Genomic DNA, 26,924 nt, shown 5'->3' on the forward strand with positions numbered 1-26,924 from the left:
GTGCCCTGCGGTTCCGGTGTGGCATTCACTCCTTGTCGAAGGGATAGACACGGCGCCAGTCGCGGGCCACGTCCACCACGGTCCAACCCTGCCGGTTGGCGATATCCAGCGCCTTGTCCAGGCGCCCTACACTGCTTTGCCGGTCATACGCCCATTCGCGTTTGGCGTCGGTATGGTGCACCAGCCCGGCAAAACGCCGGCCCGGCCCGGCCAGGGTCCATTGCAGCATCTGCAGGTCGCCGTCAGAGTTGCCGAAGGCCAGTACCGGCCGCCGGCCGATCACCGCCTCGATGCTCACCGGCTTGCCCGGGCCATCGTCGTTATGCAGCAACTTGGGCAGGCGCTGGATGCTGAGTTGGCCGTCCTTGTCCTGGTACTCGGCGGCCAGGGTGGTGCCGATCACCTGTTCGGGGGGAATGCCGTAGACCTCTTCGGCGAAAGCGCGCATGAACGCCACTTCGCCGCCCGAGACGATGTAGGTGCGAAAACCTTTGTCACGCAGGTAACCGAGCAGTTCCAGCATCGGCTGGAACACCATCTCGGTATAAGGCTTGCCGGTCTTGGGGTGTTTGGCACTGGCCAGCCAGCTGCGGCTGCGGGCCAGGAACTGCTCGGTGCTGATGCCCGAGTGGGTGGCCGCGACAATCTTCAGCAGCCCGTCCATGCCCTGCTCCGCCAGCGCCTTGTGGTCGTTGTCCAGCACCGCCTTGAACGGCTGCTGGGTTTTCCATTGCGGATGCTCGGGTGCCAGGCGCCGTACTTCGTCCATGGAAAACAGCACTTCGAAGTACAGCGGTTGCTCGCTCCAAAGGGTGCCGTCGTTGTCGAACACGGCAATCCGCTCGGCGGGCACCACATAATCCTTGCTGCCTTGATCGGTGACGGCCTCGACGAACGCCACGATGGCCTGGCGCGAGGGGCCGTCGCGCCAGGACGGCAAAGGCTCTGCCGCCAGCACCAGGCATGGCAGCAACAGCAACAGGCAAAGCACGCTGCGCAGGGCATGGGCGGCTGGGCGCGGCTGCATGTGGGGCTCCTTGCCATGGGCGGATGACGCGGTGAGTCCGGTTCAGCGGTTCAGAGGCTTCAGACCGCTGCGCTGTGGTTCGCTCGGATGCTGCGCAGGTGGTGTGCGCGGCAAGGCAATCGGCGCTTGTTCAGGCGCCGCCGACACCCCGAAACGGGACCTGAAAGAGGCTAGCAAACGATTCTTTATCGCGTCGGGAATTTGCGCCCGACCACACAGCAATCCGGGCTGGCCACTGCTGCGGCGCACCCACAGATACAGCGCATCCAGCTTCGGCGGCTGCGCCGCGCATTGTGCGCGAGCCTGGCGCCAGGCATAGCCCGGTGAGTCGAGCCAGGCCTGCTGGCGTCGGGCTTGCCAACGCCGCAAGCGCTGCCACAGCGCCTGCCAGCGGGCGCGCAGGCCCCAGCCCAGAGCGCCTGCGCCAAGCACCACGGCCACCACCAGCAGCCAGTGCCCACCGAGCCGAAGCCGGGCCTGATGCCCCATGGCCCGCAGGTCGTCGTTGATGGAGAACGGCGCCTGATACGCACCTGCGGTAGCCTCCAAGGCTACAGCCGGCACCTTCGTCTGGTGTACCTCACCGCTCGTCGCATCGCGCCACTGGTAGGTGATTTCAGGCAACTGGTAGCGCCCGGCGGCGCCGATCACATAAGTCACCGTATCCTCGCGTTCGCCACCCAAGGTCCCGCCGCGGCCGTCGCTCAACGGTCTGACCCCGGGCGTCTGCACGTAGCGCTTGAGCCCGGCGACCTCGGCCAGCACGGGGGCGTGCAACAGCATTGCCTGTGCCCCTGGGGCAACGATACGCAAGCGCCGGGTCACACTGTCACCCGCCCGCAGTGGCGTATGCGAGCGCTCCATCTGCTGGGTAAAGGTCAATTGCGCCGCCACCGGCTGCGCGCTGTCGGGGTTGCCACTGCCGCCCTTGGCCTCGAACGCCAGTGGCTGGCTGCTGACCGTGACCGGCCCGCTGGCTGGCCCGGGCTGCACCTGGAACGCCAGGGCCGGAATGTCGAAGTGCCGGGCCGCCTGCGGGGTGATGCGATAGCTGTAGCGCAGGCCGAAGAAACGCTTGCCGTCGATGTCCTGGTTCAGGTGCTGGGCCTCGCCAGTGGGCGGGCTGACCACGGCGCCCGGCAGGTCGAGCGACGGCAGTACCGGTGCATCGGTGAACCAGGTATCGACCAGCAGGTCGATCTCCAGGCTGACCGTGCCGCCGGTCATGATCGCGCCCTCCGGCACCAGGCGCTGCGCCACGCGCACCTCGGGGTCGGCCGCCAGCGCAGGCAGATACAGTAGCCACAGGGTCAGCAGGAGCTTCATGGCGTGCCCTCCTCGCCCGGCCGGCGCGCGGCCTGCTGGATCTGGAACTTGCGCTTGAGGAATCGCCCCGGCGAGGTAGCCAGGTTGTCCAGCCACAGCTGGTCGGAGGCGGCCTTGGCGGTGTGCTGCTGTTGCGCCTTGCCGCCCTGCAGCGGAGTCTGGTCTTCGATCACCTTGTCGGGCTTAGCGCCGGTGCTCTTCTGTTGTTGGTCCTGGTAGTCCTTGAGCAGGGCCTGGGCCAGCGCCAGGTTGGCGGCCGCTTCGGGGAATGCCGGTTGCAAGCGCAGCGCCTGCTGGTAGGCAGCAATCGCCTGGGCAAACTGGAACAGCCGCACATGGCTGTTGCCCTGGTAGAAATACGCCGGCGCGCTGTCCAGCGGCGCCAGGCTGGCCAGCGCAGCCTTGTAGTCCGACGCTTCATAGGCCGCCACACCTTTCCAGTAAGGGTCATGGAAATGCTCGGCAGCCTGGGCATAGTGCCCCTGTTCATAGGCCCAGCGGCCCTGCTGGTCAGCGCTGAAAAAGGCGTCGGCCAGTTCGCCCGCCCACACCTGCCCGGGTGCGGCGCCCAACACACAGAGCACGGCAAGGCCGGCCAGCCAATTCACCCGCCAGCCTTTGCGCAGGCCGCCCAGGGCCAGCAACAGCAACGGCCAGCACAGCCAGTAGCCGGCATCCTTCCAGTGCAGCGTGGCACTGTCGCCCGTCACGGCCTGGTAGTGCTGGCGGGCGTGCAGTTCGATCCAGTCCAGGTCGTCGTCGTTCAAGGTCAGGCTGCCCAGCGGCGCATCGGCGGCCTTGGCCAGGCCTTGCAGGCCCTGCTTGTCGAAACGACCCTGCACGGCATTGCCCACGGCATCGAGGCGCGGCATGCCCTTGGCATCGTGCAGCACCCCGCTGTCCTGGCTGCCCACTGCCAGCACCAGCACCTGCAGGTCGCTGTCGCCCAGGCGCTGGCCGAGTGCCTCGAACTGTGCGGGGTCGGCGCCATCGGTCAGCAGCACCAGGGTGCCGGGGCTATGTTCGGCGTCGAGCAGCCTTAGGGCGATGTTCACCACACCCAGCACGTCCTTGCCGGGCTTAGCGATCAGGTCGCTGGCCAGGGCCTGGATGAAGCTGTCGAGCAAGGCCGGGTCGTCGGTGGCCGGCAGTACCAGGTGGGCGCTGCCGGCATAGCCGATCAGCGCGGTCCGGGCCCCGGCCCGGCGTTGCACCAGATCATGCAAGGTGTGGCGCGCGGCGCCCAGGCGGCTGGGGGGCACATCGTCGGCGTCCATCGAGGGCGACAGGTCCACGGCCAGGATCAGCGGCGCGCGATTGTCGAGAAACGCCGGGATGTCCTGCTGCCAGGTGGGCCCGGCCGCCGCCAGCGCGCCGACTACCAGCAACGCCGCCAGCAGGTGCACCGGGCGCAGGCGCCGGTCGTCGCGCGGGCGGATCAGCAAGTGCTCGACCAGGTGCGGGGCGATGATGCCGCGCAGTTGCCGCTTGAGGTCGCGCCGGCGCCGCCACAGCAGCGGCAGGCCGAGGCCTGGCAGCACCAGCAACAGCCACCAGGGGCGCAAGAAGTGCAAGGCGCCGAGGTCGATGTCCATGCTCAGGGCTCCTTGGCTGCGGCGGCTCGGGCGCCCAGTAGCGCCAGGCCCTGGCCGAGCAGCAGCACGGCCAGGGCTGCGCCCAGGGGCCAGACGAACAGGTCGCGCCGCGGTTGGTGGCTGAGGGTGGTGACGTCATGCGGGGTGATCTGGTCAAGCGTGGCATACACCTGCTGCAGCGCCGCGCGGTCATCGGCGCGGAAGAACCGCCCGCCGGTGGTCTGTGCGATCACCTGCAAGGTGCGCAGGTCGACCTTGTCCTCGCCTGTGGCAGCCGGGTCGCCGATGCCGATGGCATGCACCACGATGCCGTGCTCGCGGGCCAGCCGCGCGGCATGCTCGGGGGTGATGGCGCTGCCGGTGTCGTTGCCGTCGGTAAGCAGGATCAGCACCTTTTCCTGCTCCTTGGCAGGAGCCAACAACTTGATGGTCAGGCCGATGGCGTCGCCCAGGGCGGTGTTGGGCCCGGCCATGCCGACCCCGGCCTCGTCCAGCAACAACTGCAGGCTGCCATGGTCAAGGGTCAGCGGCGCCTGGGGGTAGGCGCCGCTGCCGAACAGGATCAGGCCGATGCGGTCGCCCTCGCGCTGGGCGATGAAGTCGCGGACCACGGCCTTCACAGCGGTCAAACGGTCACTGCGCTGGCCGTCGGCGCTGCTGTAGTCCTTGGCCTGCATGGATTGGGAGATATCGATGGCCAGCATCAGGTCGCGGCTGGGTTGCACATGGCGGATCGGCTGCTCGACCAGCACCGGGCGCGCACAGGCGACCAGCAGCAACACCCAGGCCAGCCCATTGAGCAGCAGTTGCCAGTCACCGGCGTTGACGGTGCTGCTGCCGGGGCCTTGGCCGAGGGCCTGGCGCAGGGCGCTGAAGAACGGCACGCGCAGCGCGCTGCGGGCTTCGTGGTAGGGCCTGAGCCAGCGGTAGGCCAGCCATGCCAGCGGCAACAGCAGGAATACCCAGGGGTAGTCAAAGCGCCACATGGTGCGCCTCGATCCACTGCCGGGTGACATCAAACAGGCGTTGCACGCTGGCGTCGTCCAGCGCGGCAAGCTGTGCATCCGGGGCGTAGGCCAGCAGTTGCAGTTGCGCCGCGAAGGTCGCCGGCAGCGGTTGCCGGGCGTGAGTGGCCAAAAAATGCTGCCAGGCCTGGCCGCCGAGCGTGCCAACGGCAGGTGCCCCGGGCATCGACAGGGCCACCCGTTTGAGCAGCTCGGGCAGTTCGCGCAAGGCCATCAGTCGCTGCTCTGCCGCAGCCGCCGCCAGCTGGTCCAGGCGCAGCAATGCCTCGCGCCGGTAGCGATCACGTCGCCAGCGCCAGCAGCGCAGCACCGCCCAGCTCAGCAGGCCAGCCAGCAGCAGCCCCAGCAACAGCCCCCAGCCCCAGGTCTGCGGCAGGTAGCTGAACGGCGGCGCCCCCGGCGCCAGCTCTTGTAATTGGTCGACTGCCGGCCCGCTCATCGCGCCCGCTCCGCCAGCCGCCCGAGCTCCTTGCGCAGTTGCTCCAGGCTGTCATCGCCGGTGCTGATCATCAGCAACGGCACCTGGCTGCGGCGTAGCAGTTCCGCGACCTCGCGCAGGCGCCCGGCCAGGTAATCGCCCAGTGGCCGGCGAACCTGGTTGCGGCCTATGTCCATAGCCACCTGCATGGCGCCCTGGGTCACGGTGAGCCGGCCCTTGTCCGGCAGTTGCAGGGCGATGGGGTCATACACCTGCAGCGCGATCACATCGTTGTGCTGGCGTAACTGGCGCAGCAGCGCCAGGGTCTGTTCGCCGACCCCGGCAAAGTCGCTGATCACGCACACCAGGTGATCGTGCCCGGCGGCGCCGATGCAAGTACGCAGCAACGCGTCCAGGCGCCCGTCATCCGCCAGCGCCTCGCCGTGCGCCGACAACCGGTGATTGGCCCGTACCACCGCCGCGCACAAGGCCTGCACCCGGGCGCGGCTGCGCAGCGGGCGCAGGTGTTCGACACCGGCCTCGCCCAGCACCATGGCACCGACGCGGTCGCCGGCCTGCAGCGCCATCCACGCACACACGGCCGCCAGCTGGGCGGCGGTCACCGACTTGAAGTAGCGCTGCGAGCCGAAGAACATGCTCATGCGCTGGTCCACCAGCAACAAGGTCGGCCGATCGCGCTCCTCGCTGAAGGTCCGCACGAAAGGTTTGCCGTAGCGCAGCGAGGCGCGCCAGTCGAGGTGGCGCAGGTCGTCGCCGGGCACGTAGTGGCGCAGCTCGTCGAAGCTCAACCCGCGCCCGCGCAGGCGTGAGGCGTGGTTGCCCGACAAGATGCTCGACAGCGGCTGCCGGGCCACGAAACTCAGGCCCCGGGCACGCGGCTCCAGGGCCATCAGCTCGGCCAGCGAGGCGTAAACGAAGCCATCAGGCGTGCGGCGGGCGGTGGGCATGGCGGCACCCTCAGGCCGGTATGGCGACCTTGTCCAACAGCCGGTCGAGCACCTGGTCGGCCCCTACCCCATCGGTGATGGCGTCATAGGACAGTTGCAGGCGATGGCGCAACACCGGGTGCACGGCGGCGCGCACATCGTCCGGCGAGACGAAATCCTGCCCGTTGAGCCAGGCATGTGCCCGCGCCACCCGGTCCAGGCTGATGCCGCCACGGGGGCTGGCGCCGATGCTGATCCAGCGCCCCAGTTCGGCATCGCGTTCTGCCGGGTGGCGCGTGGCGTTGACCAGGGCGACCAGGTAGTTGTCGATCGCCGGTGCCACGTGCACCTTGGCCACTTCGCGGCGCGCCGCGAAAATCACCTCCTGGGCCAGGCGCAGCGGTTCGCCCGTACTGGCCTGGTCCTCGGCGCGCACCAGCCGCAACACCTGGGCCTCGTCGGCGGGCGCGGGGTAATCGAGCTGCAGCTTCATCAGGAAGCGGTCCATCTGCGCTTCGGGCAAGGGGTAGGTGCCCTCTTGCTCGATGGGGTTCTGGGTCGCCAGCACCATGAACAGGCCGGGCATCGGGTAACACTGGCCGGCCACGGTGATCTGCCGCTCTTCCATGGCTTCTAGCAACGCCGCCTGCACCTTGGCCGGCGCACGGTTGATCTCGTCGGCGAGGATCACGTTGCCGAACAGCGGCCCGGGCTGGAAGCTGATGCGGTTGCCCTCGGCGGTCTGCTGCAGGATCTCGCCACCGGTGATGTCCGAGGGCAGCAGGTCGGGGGTGAACTGGATGCGCCGCATCTGCGCGTCCAGGTGGCTGGCCAGGGCCTTGACCGTACGGGTCTTGGCCAACCCCGGCAGGCTTTCCAGCAGCACATGGCCGTTGGCGAGCAGCGCCAGGATCACCTGGTGAATGGTGTCGGCCTGGCCGAGTACCTGCTCGGCGACCGACGCTTGCAGTGCTTTGACCTGCTCATGAGTGTCCACATGCCCGCTCCCTGTCCTCGTTTGCGGTCAAGCAACTGTAGTTGCCGTGCCGGTTGACGCAAGATCCCGAAACATTTACTGCGTTTGCCGCCAGTAAGGCTCGATGGCCTGCAGGCGCGGATCGTCCGGCGCCGCCTCGCGCATGCGCTGCACGTAGCCGAAGGCGGCTTCGCGTTCGCCGGCCAGGGCATGCAGGTAGATCAACGAGTACAGCAGGTCGGCGTCGTCCGGCGACTGCGTAAGGCCGCTGCGCAATGCCTGCAAGGCTTCGTCGCGGCGGTTCAGGCGCGACAGCAGCAGGCCCTGGTTGTAGCGGATACGCGCATTGCCCGGCAGCGCTGTGGCGGCTTGGCCCATCCATTCCAGGCCCTCCTCGTTGCGGCCATGCTCGACCAGCAGCAGGGCCAGCATGTACGCCAGGTTGCCACGGTCGGTCGGCGGCATCTTGTCCAATGCCGCACCCTCGCGTAGCAGCGCTTCGGCTTCTGCGGGGCGGTTGGCAGCGCTGGCCAGGGTCACCAGGTTGACCCGCGCCGGGACGAAATACGGGTCCATGCGCAGGGCTTGCCGGTAGTGCGCCATCGCCTCCTCGTCACGCCCCTGGCGCGATAGCAGCACCGCCAGGTTCAAGCGCCCGCCCGGCAGGTCGGCATTGCCGCGCAGGCGCTGCTCATAGTCGCCAAGCTGGGCCTTGAAACTGGCCTGCTGGGCCTCGGGCAACTGCGCCGGCGCGATATCGGCCATGGCCCGTACGGTTTCATCGCGCACCGCCAGGCGCGGATCTGCCAGTAACGGCAGCAAAGGCTTGAGCCGCTCCTCGGCGGGCAGGCTGCTGAACCCTGCCACGGCATAGGCGCGGATCAACGGGTCGGCGTCCTGCAGGGCCCAGCGCAGGTTGCTGACGGCGCCTGGCCCCAGGTCCGCCAGCTGGTCGGCGGCGGTGGCGCGGACGATGGCCGGGTTGGCCTTGTCGGCCAGCAGGTAGCCCAGGCGGCTCATGGCTGTGCCCGGGTCTTCACGCACGCCTTGCAGCGCCTGCCCGTAATGGGCCGGTCGTTGCGGCGTGCCGTACCACTGGTCGATGGCGCTGGCGGCCCAGGCAGCCGCGCGGTCCGTGTGGCAGGCCGTGCAGGCGTCCGGGCTGCCGGTCTGGGCGGCGAGGTCCGGGCGCGGTATGCGCAGGCTGTGGTCGCGGCGCGGGTCGACCACCATGTAGGTCTTGCTCGGCATATGGCAGCTCACGCACTGCGCGCCGGGCGAACCTGCAGTGTGATGGTGGTGCGCCGGGCTGTCGTAGTCCTTGGCCTGCAAACCGGCGAAGCGCGCGGTGTTGGGCTGGGTGTTGTGGCACTGCAGGCACAGGCCGTTGCCTTCTATGCGCACTTTGCTGGTGTGCGGGTTGTGGCAATCGGTACAGCCGACACCGGCGGCGTACATCCGGCTCTGGCTGAACGAGCCGAACTCGTAGACCTCGCCGTCGATCTGCCCGTCAGCATGATAAAGGCCGCTGCGCAGGGTGGCGGGCAGGCTCTGGTCAAGTTGCGGATGGCCGGGCGTCTGGCCGTTGCCCAGGGTTTGCCGACGGCTGTGGCAAAACGCGCACTGCTCGACCTGGCCCTTGCTGCCGAGCGCCTTGTAATCGACCACCAGCCCTTTACCCGGCTGATTGCCGGCGGGCGTTGCACTGGCCCAGTCGACATGCGCCTGGCCGGGGCCATGGCAGCCCTGGCAGCCCACGGTCGGCTCCTGCCAGGTGCTGGCGAAGCTGTCCTGCTGGTCGTTGTAGTGCTTGAGCAGCCGGGTGGAATGGCAGTCGGCGCACATGGCGTTCCAGTTCTGGTAGCGGCCGGTCCAGTGCAGCGGGTCGTCGGGGCTGAAGCGCTGGCCGGGGTACAGGGAGAACCAGCGTTGCCCGCCCTGGGCCTGGGTTCGGCTGTCCCAGGCGATGGTCAGGGCCTGCAAGCGCCCACGGGACAGCGCCACCAGATACTGCTGCAATGGCTGGTGGCCAAAGGTATAGAGGATGCGCAGGTCCGCAGGCTTGCCGTCCTCGCCCTCGATGTTGACGTAATAGCCATCACCCTTGCGGAAAAACCGCGCTTTGACGCCATCCTGGTCGAAGCGCGTGTCGTCGAAGTTGCCCAGTACATTGCCCGCCTTGGCCTCGCGCAGCGCCCAGGCATGGTCCGAATGCTGCCACTGCCCGGCCTGTTCGGCATGGCAGCCCTGGCAACTCTCAGGCTTGGCGTAGCCTTCGCGGTCCTTGGCCGCTGTCGGCAACGGGTCACCTGCGGCGCTGCCTGTGGCAAGCAGTGCAAGTATCAGCACGCCCCTTCTCAGTCCTTCTGCCAGCCATCCCATCGCCCAGCTCCATGATCAGGTCCAGTCACCCTTTGCGGGCGTCGGCAAACCGCTTGCGTCACTCGTTCGCCTCGTTGGGCCTGGCCGCCGGCGCGCTGTACCACTGCTCCTTGGGCACCACCTTCTCCTGCGCGGGGTCCCCCAGGTAGTGCGGCGACATGATCTGCACGCCGAACTCGTTGAACACATCCTGGATATTGGCGTGCAACAGGGTCAGCAGCTCGGCCCGCGGCCGTGGCTCGCTGGGCACAGCCTGGGCCACCAGGCGGTATTCGGGATAGAAGTCCGACAAAGCGGTCTGGAACACTTGCGGGCGGGGTGGGTCGAGCACCCCTTCGGTGCGCCGCGCCGCCTCCAGCAGCATCGCCTCGACCTGGCGCCAGGGCGTGTCGTAGCCAATCGTCACCGTGGTATCGACCACATAGCCCTGCCCTTGCACCACCCGCGAGTAGTTCTTGGTCACCGCGCCGGTAATCATCGAGTTGGGCAGTGTCAGCACCTCGCCCAGCCCAGTGCGAATGGTGGTGGTGAACATGCCCAGCTCGGTCACCGTGCCCTCGTGCTCGCCAATGCGCACGTACTCGCCGGGCCGCAGGGTGCGGGTATAGGTGAGGATGAGCCCGGCGGCGGCCTGGCCGACCACACTGGTGGCGCCCAGCGAGATCATCAGGCCGATCAGCACCGACAAGCCCTTGAACGCTTCGGTGTCGGCGCCCGGCAGGTACGGGTAGGCCATGGCCAGGGCGAACAGCCAGATCGCCAGCGAAGTCAGCCGGGTGGTGGGTTGCAGGGTTTCCTGGGTCAGCCAGCTGATCGAGCCCGGCCGGGCCAGGCGCTCGAGCAGGCGCTTGCTGAAGGCGCTGATGCCACGGGCGATGAAGAAGATCAGCAAAGCGATCAGCAACCCCGGGATGGCGTCGATGATGCCGGTCAGCACATGCCGCAGCAGCCCCAGCAGGTACAGGTTCAGGCTTTCGCCCCAGGGCCGGGTGTAGGGGAAGCGCTGCAGGACGAAGCTCAGCCATTCGTAGGTCAGCAACAGCACCAGGGTCCAGCGCACCAGGGCCAGCAGGCGCCGCAACAGCGGGTACAGGTTGCTGGAATCGACCAGCTGCGTGTGGCCGATGCGCAAGGCACTGGCGTGTTTGCGCACGCGTTTGGGCAGCCATGACAAGGCCTTGTGGTGCAGCCATGCGCAGAGCTTGACCAGCAGGATGTACACCAGCGTGGCGGCGGCACTGAGCCCGGCGGCGGTCAGCAGAAAACGCGGGCTGCGGGCCTGCTGCGCCTCGTCGACCACCTGGCGCAGGCGTTGCGCGGCGGCCTCGGCGCCCTGCCGGGTGTCGAGGTCGGTGCCGACCAGGTCCCTGGGCGAGACGATGAAGGCGCGGCGGTCACCCAGCAGCACCAGGAAGCTGTCTTGGACGGTGTCCAGGCTGACCCTGCTGTCCACGCCTTCATCCAGCCGTTCATTGATCACCGCCTCGGCACGCCGGGCCCGGGCGGCAGGCGCTTCACCGAGCACGGTGGCATGGAACACCATGATGCTGCGGTTGGCGACCTTGAGTTCGGCGGGCTCGGCCGCCGCCACGCTGGCCTGCTCGCTGGCCTGGCTGGCCAGGCTGATCAGCAGCAGCGCGAGCAGGCAGCACCCTGCGACGATTCGCTTAGCCATGGGCTCCCTCGCTCGATCACGCGTTGCCAACGGCCGGCCCCTGCTCCACCCACTGCCAGAACAGCATGTAGCCGATGGCCAGGATCACCGGGCCGATGAACAAGCCGATGATGCCTTCGGCGACCATGCCCCCCAGCGCTCCGATCAGCACCACCGGCATCGGCACATTGACCCCGCGCCCCAGCAACAGGGGCTTGAGCACGTTGTCGACCATGCCGGCCAGCACGCTGTACACGGCAAACACCACGGCGCCGACACTGGCGCCTTCGGTGAAGAACACAAAGGCCACCACCGGCAGCGTGATCAGCAATACCGGTAGCTGCATGATCCCCAGCAGCAACACCAGAATGGCCAGCAGGCCGGCGCCGGGGATGCCCATGAACACGAAACCGAGCCCCACCAGCAGCATCTGGATGAAGGCGATGCCGACCACGCCCTGGGCCACCGCGCGAATGGTCGCGGTGCACAGCTCGGCAATCAGCGGGCCGCGTTCGGCGCCGGAGATGCGCGTGGCGATTTGCACCGCGCTGCGCTCACCGTTGTCGCCAAAGGCCATGACCACGCCCGACAGGATCAACGCGCCGATGAACAGCAAGAAGCCGGTGCCGACCCCGGCCAGCTTGCCCAGCACCACCATGCCGATGCCTTTGAGGTGCGGGGTGACGCTCTGGATCAGGCTGGTGGCATCGGTGGCCGCCTGTTGCCAGAAGCCGTACAGCGGCGGCCCCACCAGCGGCCAGGTGGCCACCACCGGGTTGGCCTGCGGCACATGCCAGGCCCCGCTCTTGAACAGCTCCATCGCCGCGGACACTGACGCTGCGATGGAGTCGCCCAGCAGGTAGATCGGCACCATCAGGATCAGCAGCGTGACCAGGATGATCAGGCTGGCCGCATGCCCGCTTTTCAAGCCAAGCCTGGCGCGCAAACGCCCATGCAGCGGGTAGAAGGTGATGGCCAGGATCACCGCCCAGAGCATCAGGCTCAGGAACGGACGGAACACCGCGAAGCAGGTGACCACCAGCGCAGCCACCAGGCCTGCGCGTATCAGCACGTCCAGCAACGCCCGGGACAGCTTGAGCTCGTTAGGCAAAGGCAACATCGGCCACCTCCTGGTCAGTGGCGGGGCAACGCCCGCCACGGGTATCCAGCAGCCTAGTACGGCACCGGCAAGTCGCAAACGGCGACACGCCAAAGGAAAAATTGCGCCCCGTGGCGTCAGATCAATGCACTGCAATATCAATCCGGTATCATCCGCGCCATTCAACCGTTCGTTTAACAGTGGAGTCGTGCGTGATGAAAGTTCTGACGTTGTTCGGCACCCGCCCAGAAGCCATCAAGATGGCGCCTTTGGTCAAGGTCCTGGCCCGGACCGAGGGTGTCGAAAGCATCGTCTGCAGCACCGGCCAGCACCGGCAGATGCTCGACCAGGTACTGCAGCTGTTTGCCGTGCCGGTCGACCACGACCTCGATGTGATGGTCCCGGGGCAAACCCTCAATGGCCTGTTCGCCCGCCTGATGACCCGCATCGACGCCCTGCTCGACGAACTCAAGCCTGATTGCGTGCTGGTGCACGGCGACACCACCACCGCCGCCGCCTGCAGCATGGCGGCGTTCCACCGCGGCATCGCCATCGGCCATGTCGAGGCCGGCCTGCGCACCGGCGACCTGGCCCAACCCTTCCCCGAGGAAATGAACCGCCGCGTGGTGGACGTGATGGCCCGCTGGCTGTTCGCCCCCACCGTCACTTCGCGCAACAACCTGTTGCAGGAGAACCTGCAGGGGCAGATCCACATTACCGGCAACACCGTGATCGACGCGCTGGACCTGATCCTGCAGAAGCTCGACCGCGAACCCGAGATCGGCGAAGGCTTCGCCAGCCGCTATCCGTGGCTCGACGCCAGCCGCCGGCTGATCCTGGTTACCGGCCACCGTCGGGAGAACTTCGGCGACGGTTTCCGGCAGATCTGCCAGGCCCTGGGCGAGTTGGCCAAGCGCGACGATGTGCAGATCGTCTACCCGGTGCACCTCAACCCGCAGGTGCGCGATGTGGTCATGACGGTGCTGGGCAACAACCCCAACGTGCAGCTGATCGACCCGCTGGACTACCTGGAGTTCGTCTGGTTCATGCAGCGCGCCCACCTGGTGCTGACCGACTCCGGCGGCGTGCAGGAAGAAGCCCCGCACCTGGGCAAGCCGGTGCTGGTCATGCGCAACACCACCGAGCGCCCGGAAGCCGTGGCCGCCGGCACCGTCAAGCTGGTGGGCACCGACAGTGCGCGGATCGTCCAGGCGGTGCAGGCCATGCTGGATGATCACGCGCTTTATGCCCAGGTGGCGCGCAGCGTCAACCCGTATGGCGACGGCAACGCCAGCGAGCGCATCGTCAATGCCCTGCTGGGGCGCCCGTTCACGCCCTTCCAGGTGCGCTGAAGGCGCATAAGCGTCAATAAAACGGCGACGTCATTTGCTCTGACGTCGCCGGTCGAAATTTCTTACAAAAAAGCATCAAAATATTGACATGGGCACTTTGATATTAGAGAGTACGACCCCGATGTCTTGACGAAGTGGCATCGCCCTCGAACGACCGTTTGACAGCGTTAGCTTCCCCAATCGTCACTGATTACCCGAATAGCCACGCGAAGACCTGCGCCTTAAAACGCCTGTCGGCGCACACGTTTGCACGCCCGCTGTGCGCTGCCAACGCCACTGAACCTTCAAGGACTAGATCGTTGAGTAACACGACTCGCCGCTTGCAGTTCGCCGTTCTGGGCACTGCCCTTACCTCCCCGATCCTCGCCCATGCCACCCCTGCCAGCGATGCCTTGCAAGCGCTGATGGCCCAGGATTGGGTGTCCCGCAGCGTTTCGCTCAAGGACCTGGGCATCACCAATCCAGTGGTGCTCGACCAGGCCGACAACCGCCAGGCGTTCTTCCTGCCGGTTCCCAAGGGCGTGGCGATCAGCGATGCGCAGATCGAGCTCAAGGGCCAGTTCATCAAGGGTGAAGAGCAGCCAGCCACCCTGCGCCTGGCCGTCGATGGCCAGCCCCGCGTGGCCGAGCGCGTCAACCGCGCCGAAGGCGACCTCAGCCGCAGCCTGGCAGTGGACAGCGGCAAGCACGTCAGTGGCTTCGTCAATTTCACCCTGGACTGGAGCTCGCCGGTTTCGGAGGACTTCTGCGCCCCGCCACGGGCCACCGCCAACGTGCTGACCCTGTCGCCACAGACCCGCCTGAGCTACCGCTATTCGATGTCGGCCCTGGGCAGCCTGGCTGAAGCCTGGAGCAGCCTGCCGGGTGAGCCGGTGATTCTGGTCGCGGGCGGTGCGCTCGAACGCAACAGCTTCGACAGCGCCTGGCGCCTGGGCGTGGCCCTGGAGCGCAGCGCCCGCCGCGCCCAGGTACGTGCCTTGCCGCAAGTCGGCGACAGCCTGTCGCTGGCCGGCATCGAGGTACCGGCAGCCCTGGCTAAAGTCCCGGCCTTCGCCGCCCTGACCGGCCAGGCCAGCCACACCCTGGCCAGCCCGGCCGAGCTGGGTGCCCTGCTGCTGCTCGATGCCCCGGCGATCCGCGCCGACCTGGCCATCGCCGACAGCGCGCTGGTGGCACAGCTCAACGCTGCCCTGGACGCCCTGGCGCAACAGCTGCAGGACGACCAGGCCGCCCTCGCCGCCCTGGCGCAATGGCGCAAGCAGAAGGCCAGCCTGGCCACAGGCGCCCTGCCCAGCCAGCAACTGCAACTGCTCAGCCTGGGCCGCCAGGCCTTGGTGGCCGTGGCTGCCGATGGCGGCGCCAAGGCCGCCGGCGTGTTCGACGCAAACTGGCGCAATGTGCTGGTGTCGCGCGAGGCGCAGGTCAAGGAAGTGGGTGACGCGCTGCGCAACGAACACGGGCATCTGCGCCTGAGCGCCCTGGGCGGTAACTTCGGCACCTTCGATGTGGTCAGCCGTGGCGAGTGGACTGCCACCTTCCCGCTCAGCGCCGTGTCGACCAACGGCCGCATGCCGGGGGAACTCAACCTCGACCTCGCCGCCGCGCCGGGCGCCTCGCCTACCCCGCCGGTCGCCTCGGTGATCTGGAACAACGTGCTGCTCAACGCCGCGCAACTGGATGCCGATGGCAGCCCCGAGCGGTTGAAGGCGCGCATCCCGGGCTACGCCCTGGGCGTCACCAACACCGTGCAGGTGCGCTTCCAGCGTCAGCCAAGCTCGCCAAATTGCGCCGAGATCCCACAGGCCTACCCGGTCAACGTGCTGCCCAGCAGCTACCTGAGCTCGGCCGACGCCGAACCCGACGGGACCTTCATCGGCCTGCTGCCGCTGCTGGCCGGCAAACCCCAGGTGATCGTCGACCAGACCGTCCTGCAAACGCCGGTGGCCAGCCTGGGCAAACTGATCCGTCTGGCCAGCGCTGCCTCGCTGTCGCCGGTCAACGCCGAGCTGGTGCTGGCCGACGGCAAGGCAGAGGTCGCGCCGTCGCGGCCGTTCCTGGCCGTGGACGTGCAACTGCCCGGCGCCAAGCCGCTGCTGGGCGTCGCCGAGCTGCAGCGCCTGCAGGCCCAGGGCAACCAGCAACTGGCCCTCGACCTGCAGGGGCCGCAAGGCCTGGGCACCTTGTCGGTGGTCGACTCCAGCGGCCAGCACGGCGTGCTCTGGAACAGCCTGGGCAACCCGGCCATGGTGCCGCAGGTACCCTTCCTGCTGACCCAGGGCAATGCCGTGGTGATTGGCGAGCAAGGCCCGTTGACCTGGGTCGACACCACCGACCCGGAACTCAACCTGGCCGGCACGCCGTTCCACCAGTGGCGCAAGCAACTGGTGTGGGCGTTGCCCACCCTGTCCGGCATCGTCCTCTTGCTGGTGCTGCTGGGTGTAATCGCCCGCCGGCTGCGTCTGAAGCACAAAGGCAAGTAGGCCGGGGTAAGCACGCATGTTCTCACTCTATTGGCCGTACCTGCTGGCGGAGTATTACCGGGGGCTGGAGATCGTCACCGCCGTCGTCGGTGTGCTGATCCTGCTGTCCAGCCTCGATGACCTGTTCATCGATACCTGGTACTGGGTGCGCCAGACGTACCGCAAGCTGCTGATCCGTCGCAAGCGCTACCAGGCGCTGACGGTGGAGCAACTGCGCGCCAAGCCCGAGCAGCCGCTGGCGATCATGATCCCGGCGTGGCTGGAGTACGACGTGATCGCGCCGATGCTGGAGAACATGGTCGGCTCGCTGGACTACAAGAACTACTACATCTTCGTCGGCACCTACTGCAACGACCAGCGCACCATCGACGAGGTGGAGCGCATGCGCCGGCGTTACAAGCAGTTGATCCGGGTCGAAGTGCCCCATGACGGCCCGACCTGCAAGGCCGACTGCCTGAACTGGATCATCCAGGCGATCTTCGCCCAGGACGCGCGCATGCCCGAGCCCTTCGCCGGGATGATCCTGCACGACAGCGAAGACGTGCTGCACCGCCTGGAGCTGCACTACTTCAACTACCTGCTGCCGCGCATCGACTTCATCCAGTTGCCGGTCACCTCCCTGGAGCGTGACTGGTACGAACTGGTGGCCGGCACCTACATGGACGAGTTCGCCGAATGGCACACCAAGGACCTGGTGGTGCGCGAGAGCATGTCGCGCATGGTGCCGTCGGCCGGTGTCGGCACCTGCTTCTCGCGCAAGGCGCTGCTGGAGCTGTCGGCCGAGACCAACAACCAGCCGTTCAACACCGATACCCTCACCGAGGACTACGACATCGGCGCACGCCTGGCGCGGCGCGGCATGAAGCAGATCTTCGGCAAGTTCCCGGTGGACTACGTGGCCAAGCGCACCACCTGGTTCGGCAACGGCAAGGAAAAGCTGGTGGCCGTGCACATGCCCCTGGGCGTGCGTGAGTATTTCCCCGACACCTTCCGCACCGCCTACCGGCAAAAGGCCCGCTGGACCCTGGGCATCGGCCTGCAAGGCTGGAGCCAGGTGGGCTGGGAAGGCTCGCTGGCGACCAAGTACCTGCTGTTCCGCGACCGCAAGGGCCTGATCACCTCGTTCGTCGCCATCCTCGCCTACGTGTTGCTGTTCCAGCACCTGATCTTCCTGGGGATCAGCGCCACAGGCCACTGGAAGGTGTTCTTCCCGTCGGTGTTCTCGCCCAACAGCCTGCTGCTCGACCTGATGTGGGCCAACACCCTGGCCCTGAGCCTGCGTATCCTGCAGCGCGCGTACTTCGTCGGCCGCCTGTATGGCTGGGAACACGCCCTGCTGTCGGGGCCGCGGATGATCATCGGCAACTTCATCAATGCCATGGCCGCGGCACGCGCCTGGCGCCTGTACCTGGGCTACCTGTTCCTGGGCAAGAAGCTGGTCTGGGACAAGACCATGCACGACTTCCCCTCGGCCGACCAGTTGCACCAGCAGCGTCTGCGCCTTGGCGAACTGCTGCTGTCGTGGCGCGCCATCGACGACGACATCCTGGCCCAGGCCCTCAAGGCCCAGGCCGAAGAACACAAGCCGCTGGGGCAGATCCTGCTCGAACACGGCTACCTGGATGCGGACACGCTCAACGAAGCCATCCTGTTCCAGCAGGAAAACGGCGAGCCCGCAGCGTCCTTCCCCGAAACCAAACCCGCTACGGCGGCGAACAAGACCCAGGCTGCCGCACTGACATGACCCCCGCTCGCCCTGCCATCCTGTTGTTCGGTGCCTGGCTTGCCTGCGCCAACCTGCCCACCGCCCTGGCCGCCGAGGTGCCGCTTGAAGGCGTGGCCTGGGAACAGGCCGACCAGGCCTTTCGCAGCTACCAGTCGGGGCGCTACCGCGATGCCCTGCAACAGGTGGATGCCGCCCTCAAGCTGCGCCCGGACGTGGCCCGGCTGAACCTGCTCAAGGTCTACACCCTGCAGAAGCTCGGCCGCCGTAACGAAGCCCGCCAGGCCGCGCAAAGCGCGCTCAAGCGCGGCGTACGCGACCCCGGCCTGCAGGCGGCGGTGACCAACCTGCAACAAAATGCCCCGGCCGCCAGCGGCCCGGCCCCTTCGGCGGCTTACCAGCGTGGCTTCCCGCTGGCGACCAAGGCCTATGCGGCCTACAACGCCGGCGACATGGCCGCCGCCGAGCGCGATGGCGAGCGGGCGTTCCGTACCGACCCAAGCCAAGGTGCCTGGGCCCTGCTCTGGCTCGACAGCCTGGAGGCGCAGCAACGCTGGGCCGAGGCCGCCACCGCCGCCGGCACCGCGATCAGCCTGGGCGCACCCAACACCAGCGACCTGGAAGCCCGCCGCCAGACCTTGAACCGGCGCATGGCCGTGCGCCCGGCCGAGCAGGCCTATCAGGCGCTGATCGCCAACCGCCCCGGCGATGCCGTGCCGCTGGCCCGTGAAGCCGTGCGCCTGGCGCCGGACATCGCCAGCCACCGCCTGCTGCTGGTGACCGTGCTGCTGCTGGACAACCAGCCCGCCGCCGCCGAGCAGGCCGCCAACCAAGCCCTCGAAGCCGATGACGAAAGCACCGTGATGCTGGTGATGCGCGGCTACCTGCGCCAGTACCAGGGCAACGCCCAGGCGGCCGACAGCGACTTCGACAGCGCCCTGGCCCAGGACTGGCTCGACGAGGAACAACTGCGCAACGTGCGCCTGATCGCCATCGACGCGGCCCTGGCCGGCGGTGACAAGGCCCGCGCCACGGCCCTGCTGGCGCCCATGGACGCCACTGACGAGGCCGTAGCCAAACGCCAGCAGACCCTGGCCGACGCGCGCACCCCGGCCACCGCGCTGAACCTGAGCACCTACCCGGCGCCGCGCCAGTCGTGCCAGGACACCCCCTACGGCACCCAGTGCGAACTGCTGCCCGCCGATGCCGGCGGCGCCGCCGGCCCGGCCAGCGAGGCCTACGCCGCCTATGCGCGCCAGGACTACCAGGTAGCGATCGAGCAGGCGCGCAAGGCCGTCGAACAGGACCCGGACAACCTCGAGTTCCAGCGCCTGCTCACCACCGCCCTGGCCGCTGGCAACCCGCAGCAGGCCGCCGAAGCCGAGCAGCGCCTGAGCGACGCCATCGCCCGTACCCCAAGCGACGCCGAGCTGCTGATGCAGCGCGGCTACCTGCGCATGCGCACGGCCCAGCCCGCCCGCGCCCGTGAGGACTTCCGCGCCGCCCGCGACACCGGCAAGGCGCCGAAGACCGTGGTGCTCGACGAGGCCTATGCGCTGTCGGCCATGGGTGAAAAACCGGCCGCCGTTCGCCAGCTCAAGCACGCCATCGACATGGACGATGCCGGCACCCTGCAGCTGGATGAACAGCAGCGCCACAACACCCGCAGCGCCATCACCGCCTATGACCGCGAATGGGGTGCCACCGTGACCGCCAGCTACCGCGGCGCGCGCCCGAGCACCACCATCGCCAACGCCGGGCAAAGCTCGGCCGGCGACTCGATCTTCAGCACCGCCGAACTGTACTGGCGGCCCAGCCAGTTCAATGACCAGAACGGCGTGCTGGAGCTGTATGGGCGGATGAGCAATACCCTGTGGGATGAAGGTGGCCGCTTCAAATCGGCAGGTGCAATCGACCCTTGCAGCCACCAGGCGCTGGACGACAACGGCTCGACCGATTCGAAGTCGGTCAGTGGCTTCCCCAGCACCATTGCGTCCCTGGGCATGCGTTATTCGCTTTCCGATACCGGCTTCACGTTCGGCCTCGAACGGCGCTTCCTGATCGGCTCGGCGACCCGCGAAGGCACAGCGAACCCCGGCAAGAACAGCGTGCGCTGTGAATTTCAACAAACCGTTCAGGAAGCCAACACACTGAACCAGGACCCGGCAGCACGTATCAACGGTGCCTTGATGACTTACAAACTCAAGGACGACAGCGCCGGCGGCTGGCTAGCCTATGCAACCTACGGTTTCTACCGTGGCACCGAACTGCGCATGGAGCGCAGTTGGTGGACCGTGGATGCTTATTCGCAACTGGGTTATTCGCTGGAAGACAACGCCGCGAAGTACACGCTGTACGACGTTGACAACGAAGGCTCGCGTACCCGAGCACTGGGCACGGCCGATGGCCAACTACTGCGCAAACAGCTGTTCCTCAGCAACGAGGTTCGCCTGGGGCGCAGCTTCCGGCTGACCGAAATTTCGCCAAACCTGGTGCTCTTCCCGCATGTGGTTGGCGCTGCCGACTGGATCTGGCAGAAAGACGAAGTGACCGACCTCAAGGGCAAAAGCGGCCTGCTGGCCGATATCGACAGCGGCAAATACTCCATGACCCGCGACCAGAGCTCCTGGTCCATGGCCGCCGGCCCTGGCGTCGCCCTGCGCTACTACTTCCGTGAAGACCATTACCATACGCCCCGCTCCTACCTGGACTGGACGGCCCAATACCGCTTCGCCATCGGCGGCGGTGCCTCCGACCGGGCCGAGGGCCTGTTCATGAACCTGACTCTGTCGTATTGAGGACCCCCGCCATGCTGCCGTCTTCTGTGCTCACCCGCTCTTTCAAAGGCCTCGCCGCCAGCCTGCTGGCCGCCAGCATCGGCTTTGCCGTGCCCGCCGCCCAGGCCGATGACTCGTCGATCGTGCTGCGTGGCAACGACGGCTGGCTGTTCCCCGGCTGGGGCAGCCTCACCGAGGTCGACAGCCGCGGCATCGAAGCCTCCACCGCGCTGATCAAGGACGCCCAGCAGGCCCTGGCCGCGCGCGGCGTGCAGTTGCAGGTGCTGGTGCTGCCCGACAAGACCCGCTTCTACCAGGACAAGCTGCCCGCCGGCAAAGCCCTGAGCCCTGCCGTGCAGCAGCGCTACCAGACCATCCTGGCCAGCCTGCGCAAGGCCGGCATCAGCGCCATCGACGACGAGGCCGTGCTGCGCCAGCTCAAGGACGGCGGCAAGGACGTGTTCTACCGCACCGACCAGCACTGGACCCAGGCCGCCGCCGACGCCACGGCGCAAGCCACCGCCGAGCAGGCCCGCCGCGATGTGCCGGCGCTCAAGGGCACCGCCGGCAGTGGCATGCAGTTGGGCAGCGAGTTCAAGGAGCGCCGCTACGGCGACCTGGCCGAGCGCTTCCTCACCCCCGAGCAACGCAAGCAGACCGGCCGCGAAACCTTCACCGTACGCCGTCAGGCCGCGGCCAACGGCCTGCTCGACGACGCCCCGGCGCCGCTGCACGTGACCGGCCACAGCATGGTGCAGCCGTACTTCGGCTTCCCGCAAAAACTGTCCAACAGCATCGACCGCCCAGTGTCGGTGAACTGGAAGCCCGGCAACGTCGGCCAGTGGATCATGCTGCTGGAGTACCTGGAGTCGGCCGACTTCAAGCGCAACCCGCCGCAAGTTCTGGTGTGGCAGATGTTCGAGCCCACCTACGCCCAGGGCCCCCAGGCCAGCGGCCTGTGGGACAACGCCTCGATCATGAGCGCCGACAGCTGGCGCCAGCGCCTGCGCGCCGCTGCCGGAAAGTGAGCCATGGCTGAACAGGCGACCCCCGTCACCCCTTCGCACCGTGGCTACACCGCCGCGGTGATCGGCCTGTTGCTGCTGGCCCAGGCCTGTGGCCTGTGGCTGCTGTTCAACAGCAAGCTCGATGCCGCGCAGCTGCAGCCGGCGGCCTGGTTCGACGGCGAGGCCGGCAAGGCCCTGGGTGATGCGTTGCAACCCGAACTGCAAAAAAACGCCGACACCCTGAGCGCGGCGGTGCGCTATCGCCTGCTCGGCGACCTGGGCGACCAAGTGGTACAGGGTTGCCCGGGCTGGCTGTTCTACCGCGACGGCCTGCGCGCCCAGGCCGGTGTAAAAGGTGCCTATGAAGCGCGCCTGCGGCTGATGCAGCACTGGGTCGGGCAACTGCGCAGCCAGGGCCTGCAGGTGCTGTTGGTGGCCGTGCCGGACAAATCCCGTATCGAAAGCCAGGCCCTCTGCGGCCTGCAACAGTCGCCGCAACTGCAGGCGCGCCTGGGCCAGTGGCAAGCCAGCCTGGCCAGCCAGGGCGTGCCCTATGCCGACCTCGGGGCGGCCTTGGCCCACGGCCCGCAAACCCCGCCACAATTCTTCCGCACCGATGTGCATCTCAATGCCGACGGTGCCCAGCGCGCCGCCGATGCCGTGGCCGCCAGCGCCCTGGCGCTGCTCGATGGCAAGCGCGACCAGCTGTTCACCAGCTCCCAGGTTGGCGCGGCGCAACCGCGCATGGGTGACCTGATCGTACTGGCGGGCCTTGAGCACGCCGCCAGCGCCTGGCGCCCGGCCGTGGAAGACGAACACCCGCAGCAGATCCAGGTGCAGCGCGGTGGCGGCCTGCTCGACGACACCCCGCCGGTGCAGGTGCTGCTGGCGGGCAGTTCCAACGGCCGGCGCAGCGCCTTTGCCGAACGCCTGGGCCGCAACCTTGGCCAACAGGTGTGGAACCAGAGCCTGGACGGCGGCCAGTTCAGCGGTGCGCTGCTGGCCGCGCTGGGCAAGCGTGAGCGCTGGCCGGCCAGCCTCAAGCTGGTGATCTGGGAATTCTCCGAAAGCGCCCTGTCGCTGCCATTGACCGCCGACGAGCGCGCCGTGCTGGCAACGCTACCTGAACCGCAGGCCGACCATGCTCTTTAACTCCTATCTGTTCCTGCTGCTGTTCCTGCCGCTGACCCTGGCCGCCCATTACCTGATCGCCGCCCGCAGCCTGCGCGGCGCCGCGCTGTGGCTGTGCGTGACCTCGATCGTGTTCTACGGCTGGTGGAACCCGCAGTTCGTGCTGCTGCTGATCGGCTCGATCGCCTTCAACTATCTGGTCAGCCTGGCCATCCTCGGCACGGCCGGGCGCTCACGCCTGCAATTGCTGATCACCACGGCCGGGGTCGGCGCCGACATTGCGCTGCTGTTCCACTACAAGTACTTCGTCATCCTGGTGAACTTCGCCCAGGACTGGGGCCTGGCCGGCACCCGCCTGGACGACATCATCCTGCCCCTGGGCATTTCGTTCTTCACCTTCACCCAGATCGGCTTCTTGCTCGACTGCCGCGCCGGCATCGTCAAGGAACGCAGCCTGCTCAGCTACGTGCTGTTCGTGACCTTCTTCCCGCACCTGATCGCCGGGCCGATCCTGCACCACAAGGAAATGATGCCGCAGTTCGCCCAGCCGGATAACTACCGATTCCGCGCCGAAAACTTGAGCGTTGGCGGCATGCTGTTCGTCATCGGCCTGGCCAAGAAGGTGCTGCTGGCCGACCCGATCGCCCCCTATGCCGACGCCGGCTTCGCCGACCCTGGCAGCCTCGGATTCTGGGCGGCGTGGGGCACCGGCATTGCCTACGCACTGCAGCTGTACTTCGACTTTTCCGGCTACTCGGACATGGCCCTGGGCCTGGCCAAGATGTTCGGCATTCGCTTCCCGCTGAACTTCAACTCGCCGTACAAGGCCAGCAACATCATCGATTTCTGGGCCCGCTGGCACATGACCCTGACCCGCTACCTGACCGCCTACCTGTATTACCCGGTGGCCATGGCGGTGTCGGAGTGGCGCGGCAAGCGCGGGCTGCCGGTCGGCACCCAGGGCGCGGCAACGCCAGGCGGCTTCGCCGCGGCGATCATCCTGCCGACCACCTTCACCATGGGCCTGGCCGGTATCTGGCACGGTGCTGGCCTGCAATTCTTGATCTTCGGCCTGCTGCATGCCGCCTACCTGTCGATCAACCATGCCTGGCGCATCTTCGTGGTCGGGCGCAACAACAAGGCCACGCAGCACCCGCTGAAAGTGGCGGGCTACGTGCTGCTGACCTTCGCTGCGGTGATCGTTGCCCAGGCTTTCTTCCGCGCCGAGTCCACCCATGATGCCGTGCTGCTGATCGAGGGCATGTTCGGCCTGCGTGGCCTGGGCAGCCTGCCCGAGGTACTGTACCCGGCCGGTATCGCCTGGGGTGACGCCTGGCGCCTGCTGGTGGGCCGCCACCTGGAGACGCTGCACGTACTGGCAGTGCTGGCCGTGGCCTGGTTCCTGCCCAATTCGCAACAGATCATGGGCGGCTTCTCGCCGTCGCTGGCTCGCGCGCAGCTCGACGGCCCGGCCGCGCTGCGCTGGGCGCCGACCCTCAAATGGCTGCTGATCATGGCGCTGCTGCTGGCGCTGTGCCTGATGAACCTGCACAAGGAAGCACGCTTCCTGTACTTCCAATTCTGAATCCATGGAGTGATTGACATGAGCGAACAAGCCCTCAAGCAACAACTGGCCGAAATCATCGAAAACGTGGTCGGCACCCCGGTGGCCCACGACGACCTGCTGATCGAGTCCGGCCTGGTCGATTCGATGACCGCGGTGGACATCGTCATGGCGGTGAAGAATGCGTTCGGCGTCAAAGTGCCGGCCACCGAGATCGACGAGCACCTGGAGTCGCTCGACGCCCTCGCCGCCTTCGTTCAGAACAACCGCTGAGCCTGCACAGGCCACTGCCCAGGAGAGTGCCGGATGCACTTCGATTTCGACCGCTGTGAGTTCGCCGACTGCCACCAGGGCGCCGACGCCCCTGCCCTGCGCGACGCCCATCGGGTAATGGACTGGGCCGGCCTGCAGCTGGCCGTCGAGGCCTGGGCCCTGCGTGCCCGCGCGCAGGGCGTACTGCCCGGCACCGCGCTGGTACTCAGCGGCCACAAGCAGATCGAATTCGTCGTGGCCATGCTCGGCTGCCTGCGCCTGGGCGTGACCTATGTGCCGCTGGACAGCATCAACCCACCGCAGCGCCTGCAGCGCATCATCGAGCTGGTGGGCGCCGGGTATTGCTACGACGCCGAACAGGACCAGTTCCGCGCTGGCGTTGCCTGCGCCGCACCGCTGGCCGAGACGGGCCTGGCCTACGTTATGTTCACCTCCGGCAGCACCGGCGACCCTAAGGGCGTGCAGATCGGCCGCGACAGCCTGGCGCTGTTCGCCGGCTGGATCCGCGACTGCCTGGCCCTGGGCGAACGACCGCGGTTCATGAACCAGATGCTGTTCAGCTTCGACTTCTCGTTGTTCGACCTGTGCGGAGCGCTGGCCCTGGGTGGCCAGTGCGTGCTGTGCCCGCGCGAGGTGATCGGCGACCCCGAGCGTTTCGTCGACTACCTGGCCGACAGCCAGGTACAGGTATGGGCCTCGACGCCGTCCTTCGTCCGTCAGCAGTTGCTCAACGACGCCTTCGACACCCGCCACCTGCCCGCCTTGCAGGTGTTCGTGTTCGGTGCCGAGTCGCTGACCCCAACCCTGGCCAACCAGCTGTGGGAGCGCTTCCCAGAGGCGCGGATCATCAACTCCTACGGGCCGACCGAAGCCACCTGCTCGACCACCTGGATCGAAATCCTGCCGCCGCTGGAAAACACTGGCCAGCCGCTGTCCATCGGCCGGGCCAAGCCCTATGCCGAGCTGTTCCTCGACGACGGCGAGCTGTGCATTGCCGGTGACCACGTGATGCGTGGCTACCTCAATCGCCCGGACCTGAGCGAGGCGGTGCTGTTCCAGCACAACGGCAAGCGCGCCTACCGCAGCGGCGACCTGGCCGAGATCGACGCGCAAGGCCGGGTGTTCTTCCATGGTCGGCGCGACGACCAGATCAAGCTCAATGGCTACCGCATCGAGCTGGGCGAAGTGGACGCCGGGCTGGCCAGCCTGCCTGGGGTCGACAGCGCCGCCACCATTGCCCTGCGCCGCCCCGACGGTGCGCTGGTGCGCATGGTTGGTTTCATCGAAACCCCCGGGCACCTGCCGGCGGCCACCCTGGGCCCGTTGCCCGAGGCCCTGGCCGACTGGAAACAGCGGCTGGCAGGCAGCCTGCCGTCCTATATGATCCCGTCCGAACTGCTGGCCTGCGGCCGCTTCCCCGGCACCCTGTCCGACAAGGTCGACCGCAAGCGCCTGGCCGAGCTGTACCAGCAAGCCCGGGTAAAACGCCCCAAGGAGACTGTATGAAAGCCCTCGCCGTGCTCACAGGCGCCCTGCTGCTGAGCAGCGCACTGCCCACCGTCGCCCAGGCCGAGGGCAAGCTGGCGCAGCTGTATGCGCCGCGTCCACCGGCTGGCTCGGCGTTCGTTCGCGTGCTGCAGCCCGCGGCTGGCGGCGTGCAGGTGCAAGTCGGGCATAACCCGGCGCAGCAACTGGCGGCCGGCCAGCTGGCCAGCAGCTACAACGTGGTCAAGGGCGGCGAGCCGTTCACCGTGCTGATTGCCGGCAAGAGCGCCGGCACCCTCAGCGTGGCCGCCGACAGCTACCAGAGCCTGGTGCTGCACGATGGCAAGCTGCTGGTGCTGGACGACAGCGCCGCCAGCGACGATGCCCTGAAGGCCGAGTTGCGTTTCTACAACCTGGCCAGCGACTGCCCTGCCGGCCAGTTGCAGGTGCAGGCCGGCCCTACCCTGTTCGCCGACGTGCCTCGGCAGACCAGCCAGGCGCGGGCGATCAACCCGGTGAGCGCCACCTTGACCGCCGGCTGCGGCGCGGCCCAGGCCAAGCCTCTGCCCTTGCCGCAGCTGCAGCCAGGCGACCACTACGCGCTGTTCCTCACCGGCAGCGCCGCACAACCGGTGCTGCGCGGCGAGCTCAGTAGCACCGCCCCCTACACCCGGTAAACCGCC

General features: G+C 67.5%; 19 protein-coding genes and 1 pseudogene. 10 read left to right on the forward strand and 10 right to left on the reverse strand.

Annotated features, from left to right (window positions below; translation table 11 throughout):
* Positions 1 to 25: 25 nt before the first annotated feature.
* From EJA05_RS13495 to EJA05_RS13540, 10 genes are all read right to left on the reverse strand, one after another.
* Positions 26 to 1,027: an HAD family hydrolase gene (locus tag EJA05_RS13495; RefSeq protein ID WP_125858618.1), complete on the reverse strand. Its 1,002-nt coding sequence runs from the start codon at positions 1,025 to 1,027 to the stop codon at positions 26 to 28.
* A 42-nt stretch (positions 1,028 to 1,069) separates the two neighbouring features.
* Positions 1,070 to 2,353, reverse strand: coding sequence for a BatD family protein (locus tag EJA05_RS13500; protein WP_125858619.1), 1,284 nt, complete (start codon positions 2,351 to 2,353; stop codon positions 1,070 to 1,072).
* A complete protein-coding gene (locus EJA05_RS13505; protein WP_125858620.1) occupies positions 2,350 to 3,948 on the reverse strand; it encodes a VWA domain-containing protein in 1,599 nt (532 codons plus the stop codon). The genes EJA05_RS13500 and EJA05_RS13505 overlap by 4 nt, the downstream gene beginning before the upstream one ends.
* Before the next feature lie 2 nt (positions 3,949 to 3,950).
* Positions 3,951 to 4,934 carry a vWA domain-containing protein gene (locus EJA05_RS13510; RefSeq protein WP_125858621.1) on the reverse strand — a complete coding sequence of 328 codons (984 nt, stop codon included), beginning with the start codon at positions 4,932 to 4,934 and terminating at the stop codon, positions 3,951 to 3,953.
* Positions 4,921 to 5,412: a DUF4381 domain-containing protein gene (locus EJA05_RS13515; protein ID WP_125858622.1), complete on the reverse strand. Its 492-nt coding sequence runs from the start codon at positions 5,410 to 5,412 to the stop codon at positions 4,921 to 4,923. The genes EJA05_RS13510 and EJA05_RS13515 overlap by 14 nt, the downstream gene beginning before the upstream one ends.
* Positions 5,409 to 6,359 carry a DUF58 domain-containing protein gene (locus EJA05_RS13520; RefSeq protein WP_125858623.1) on the reverse strand — a complete coding sequence of 317 codons (951 nt, stop codon included), beginning with the start codon at positions 6,357 to 6,359 and terminating at the stop codon, positions 5,409 to 5,411. Before EJA05_RS13520 ends, EJA05_RS13515 begins: the two co-directional genes overlap by 4 nt.
* A 10-nt stretch (positions 6,360 to 6,369) precedes the next feature.
* Entirely contained in the window at positions 6,370 to 7,335 is a 966-nt protein-coding gene (locus EJA05_RS13525) for an AAA family ATPase (RefSeq protein ID WP_125858624.1), read from the reverse strand.
* Between the two features lie 75 nt (positions 7,336 to 7,410).
* Positions 7,411 to 9,696, reverse strand: a complete 2,286-nt coding sequence (locus tag EJA05_RS13530) for a tetratricopeptide repeat protein (RefSeq protein WP_125858625.1) — start codon at positions 9,694 to 9,696, stop codon at positions 7,411 to 7,413.
* Between the two features lie 58 nt (positions 9,697 to 9,754).
* Positions 9,755 to 11,371 (reverse strand): mechanosensitive ion channel family protein, encoded by a 1,617-nt coding sequence (locus tag EJA05_RS13535; protein ID WP_125858626.1) that lies wholly within the window; start codon positions 11,369 to 11,371, stop codon positions 9,755 to 9,757.
* A 16-nt stretch (positions 11,372 to 11,387) separates the two neighbouring features.
* Entirely contained in the window at positions 11,388 to 12,470 is a 1,083-nt protein-coding gene (locus EJA05_RS13540; RefSeq protein ID WP_125858627.1) for an AI-2E family transporter, read from the reverse strand.
* A gap of 194 nt (positions 12,471 to 12,664) precedes the next feature.
* Between EJA05_RS13540 and wecB the strand changes: the two genes are divergently transcribed.
* The 10 genes and pseudogenes from wecB to EJA05_RS13590 all read left to right on the forward strand — a co-directional run bounded on the left by wecB (position 12,665) and on the right by EJA05_RS13590 (position 26,918).
* Positions 12,665 to 13,801, forward strand: a complete 1,137-nt coding sequence (gene wecB, locus EJA05_RS13545; RefSeq protein ID WP_125858628.1) for a non-hydrolyzing UDP-N-acetylglucosamine 2-epimerase — start codon at positions 12,665 to 12,667, stop codon at positions 13,799 to 13,801.
* Positions 13,802 to 14,100: 299 nt separating this feature from the next.
* Positions 14,101 to 16,281 carry a hypothetical protein gene (locus EJA05_RS13550; protein WP_125858629.1) on the forward strand — a complete coding sequence of 727 codons (2,181 nt, stop codon included), beginning with the start codon at positions 14,101 to 14,103 and terminating at the stop codon, positions 16,279 to 16,281.
* A 16-nt stretch (positions 16,282 to 16,297) separates the two neighbouring features.
* Positions 16,298 to 17,944, forward strand: a pseudogene (locus EJA05_RS13555) (glycosyl transferase family protein); the annotation flags it as partial.
* A 77-nt stretch (positions 17,945 to 18,021) separates the two neighbouring features.
* Positions 18,022 to 20,802: an NfrA family protein gene (locus EJA05_RS13560; protein ID WP_125858630.1), complete on the forward strand. Its 2,781-nt coding sequence runs from the start codon at positions 18,022 to 18,024 to the stop codon at positions 20,800 to 20,802.
* 11 nt (positions 20,803 to 20,813) lie between these two features.
* On the forward strand, positions 20,814 to 21,809 hold the full coding sequence (locus EJA05_RS13565; protein WP_125858631.1) for an alginate O-acetyltransferase AlgX-related protein: 996 nt from the start codon (positions 20,814 to 20,816) through the stop codon (positions 21,807 to 21,809).
* A gap of 3 nt (positions 21,810 to 21,812) precedes the next feature.
* The gene (locus tag EJA05_RS13570) at positions 21,813 to 22,940 is read left to right on the forward strand and encodes an alginate O-acetyltransferase AlgX-related protein (RefSeq protein WP_110993813.1); all 1,128 of its coding nucleotides are present in this window, start codon (positions 21,813 to 21,815) and stop codon (positions 22,938 to 22,940) included.
* Positions 22,930 to 24,504, forward strand: coding sequence for an MBOAT family O-acyltransferase (locus EJA05_RS13575; protein WP_125858632.1), 1,575 nt, complete (start codon positions 22,930 to 22,932; stop codon positions 24,502 to 24,504). Before EJA05_RS13570 ends, EJA05_RS13575 begins: the two co-directional genes overlap by 11 nt.
* An 18-nt stretch (positions 24,505 to 24,522) precedes the next feature.
* Positions 24,523 to 24,756 (forward strand): acyl carrier protein, encoded by a 234-nt coding sequence (locus EJA05_RS13580; protein WP_125464092.1) that lies wholly within the window; start codon positions 24,523 to 24,525, stop codon positions 24,754 to 24,756.
* A 33-nt stretch (positions 24,757 to 24,789) separates the two neighbouring features.
* Positions 24,790 to 26,262: an AMP-binding protein gene (locus EJA05_RS13585; RefSeq protein WP_125858633.1), complete on the forward strand. Its 1,473-nt coding sequence runs from the start codon at positions 24,790 to 24,792 to the stop codon at positions 26,260 to 26,262.
* Entirely contained in the window at positions 26,259 to 26,918 is a 660-nt protein-coding gene (locus EJA05_RS13590; protein WP_125858634.1) for an alginate O-acetyltransferase AlgF, read from the forward strand. The genes EJA05_RS13585 and EJA05_RS13590 overlap by 4 nt, the downstream gene beginning before the upstream one ends.
* Positions 26,919 to 26,924 lie beyond the last annotated feature (6 nt).

It is taken from the genome of Pseudomonas oryziphila (assembly GCF_003940825.1).
GTDB classification, from domain to species: Bacteria; Pseudomonadota; Gammaproteobacteria; order Pseudomonadales; family Pseudomonadaceae; genus Aquipseudomonas; species Aquipseudomonas sichuanensis.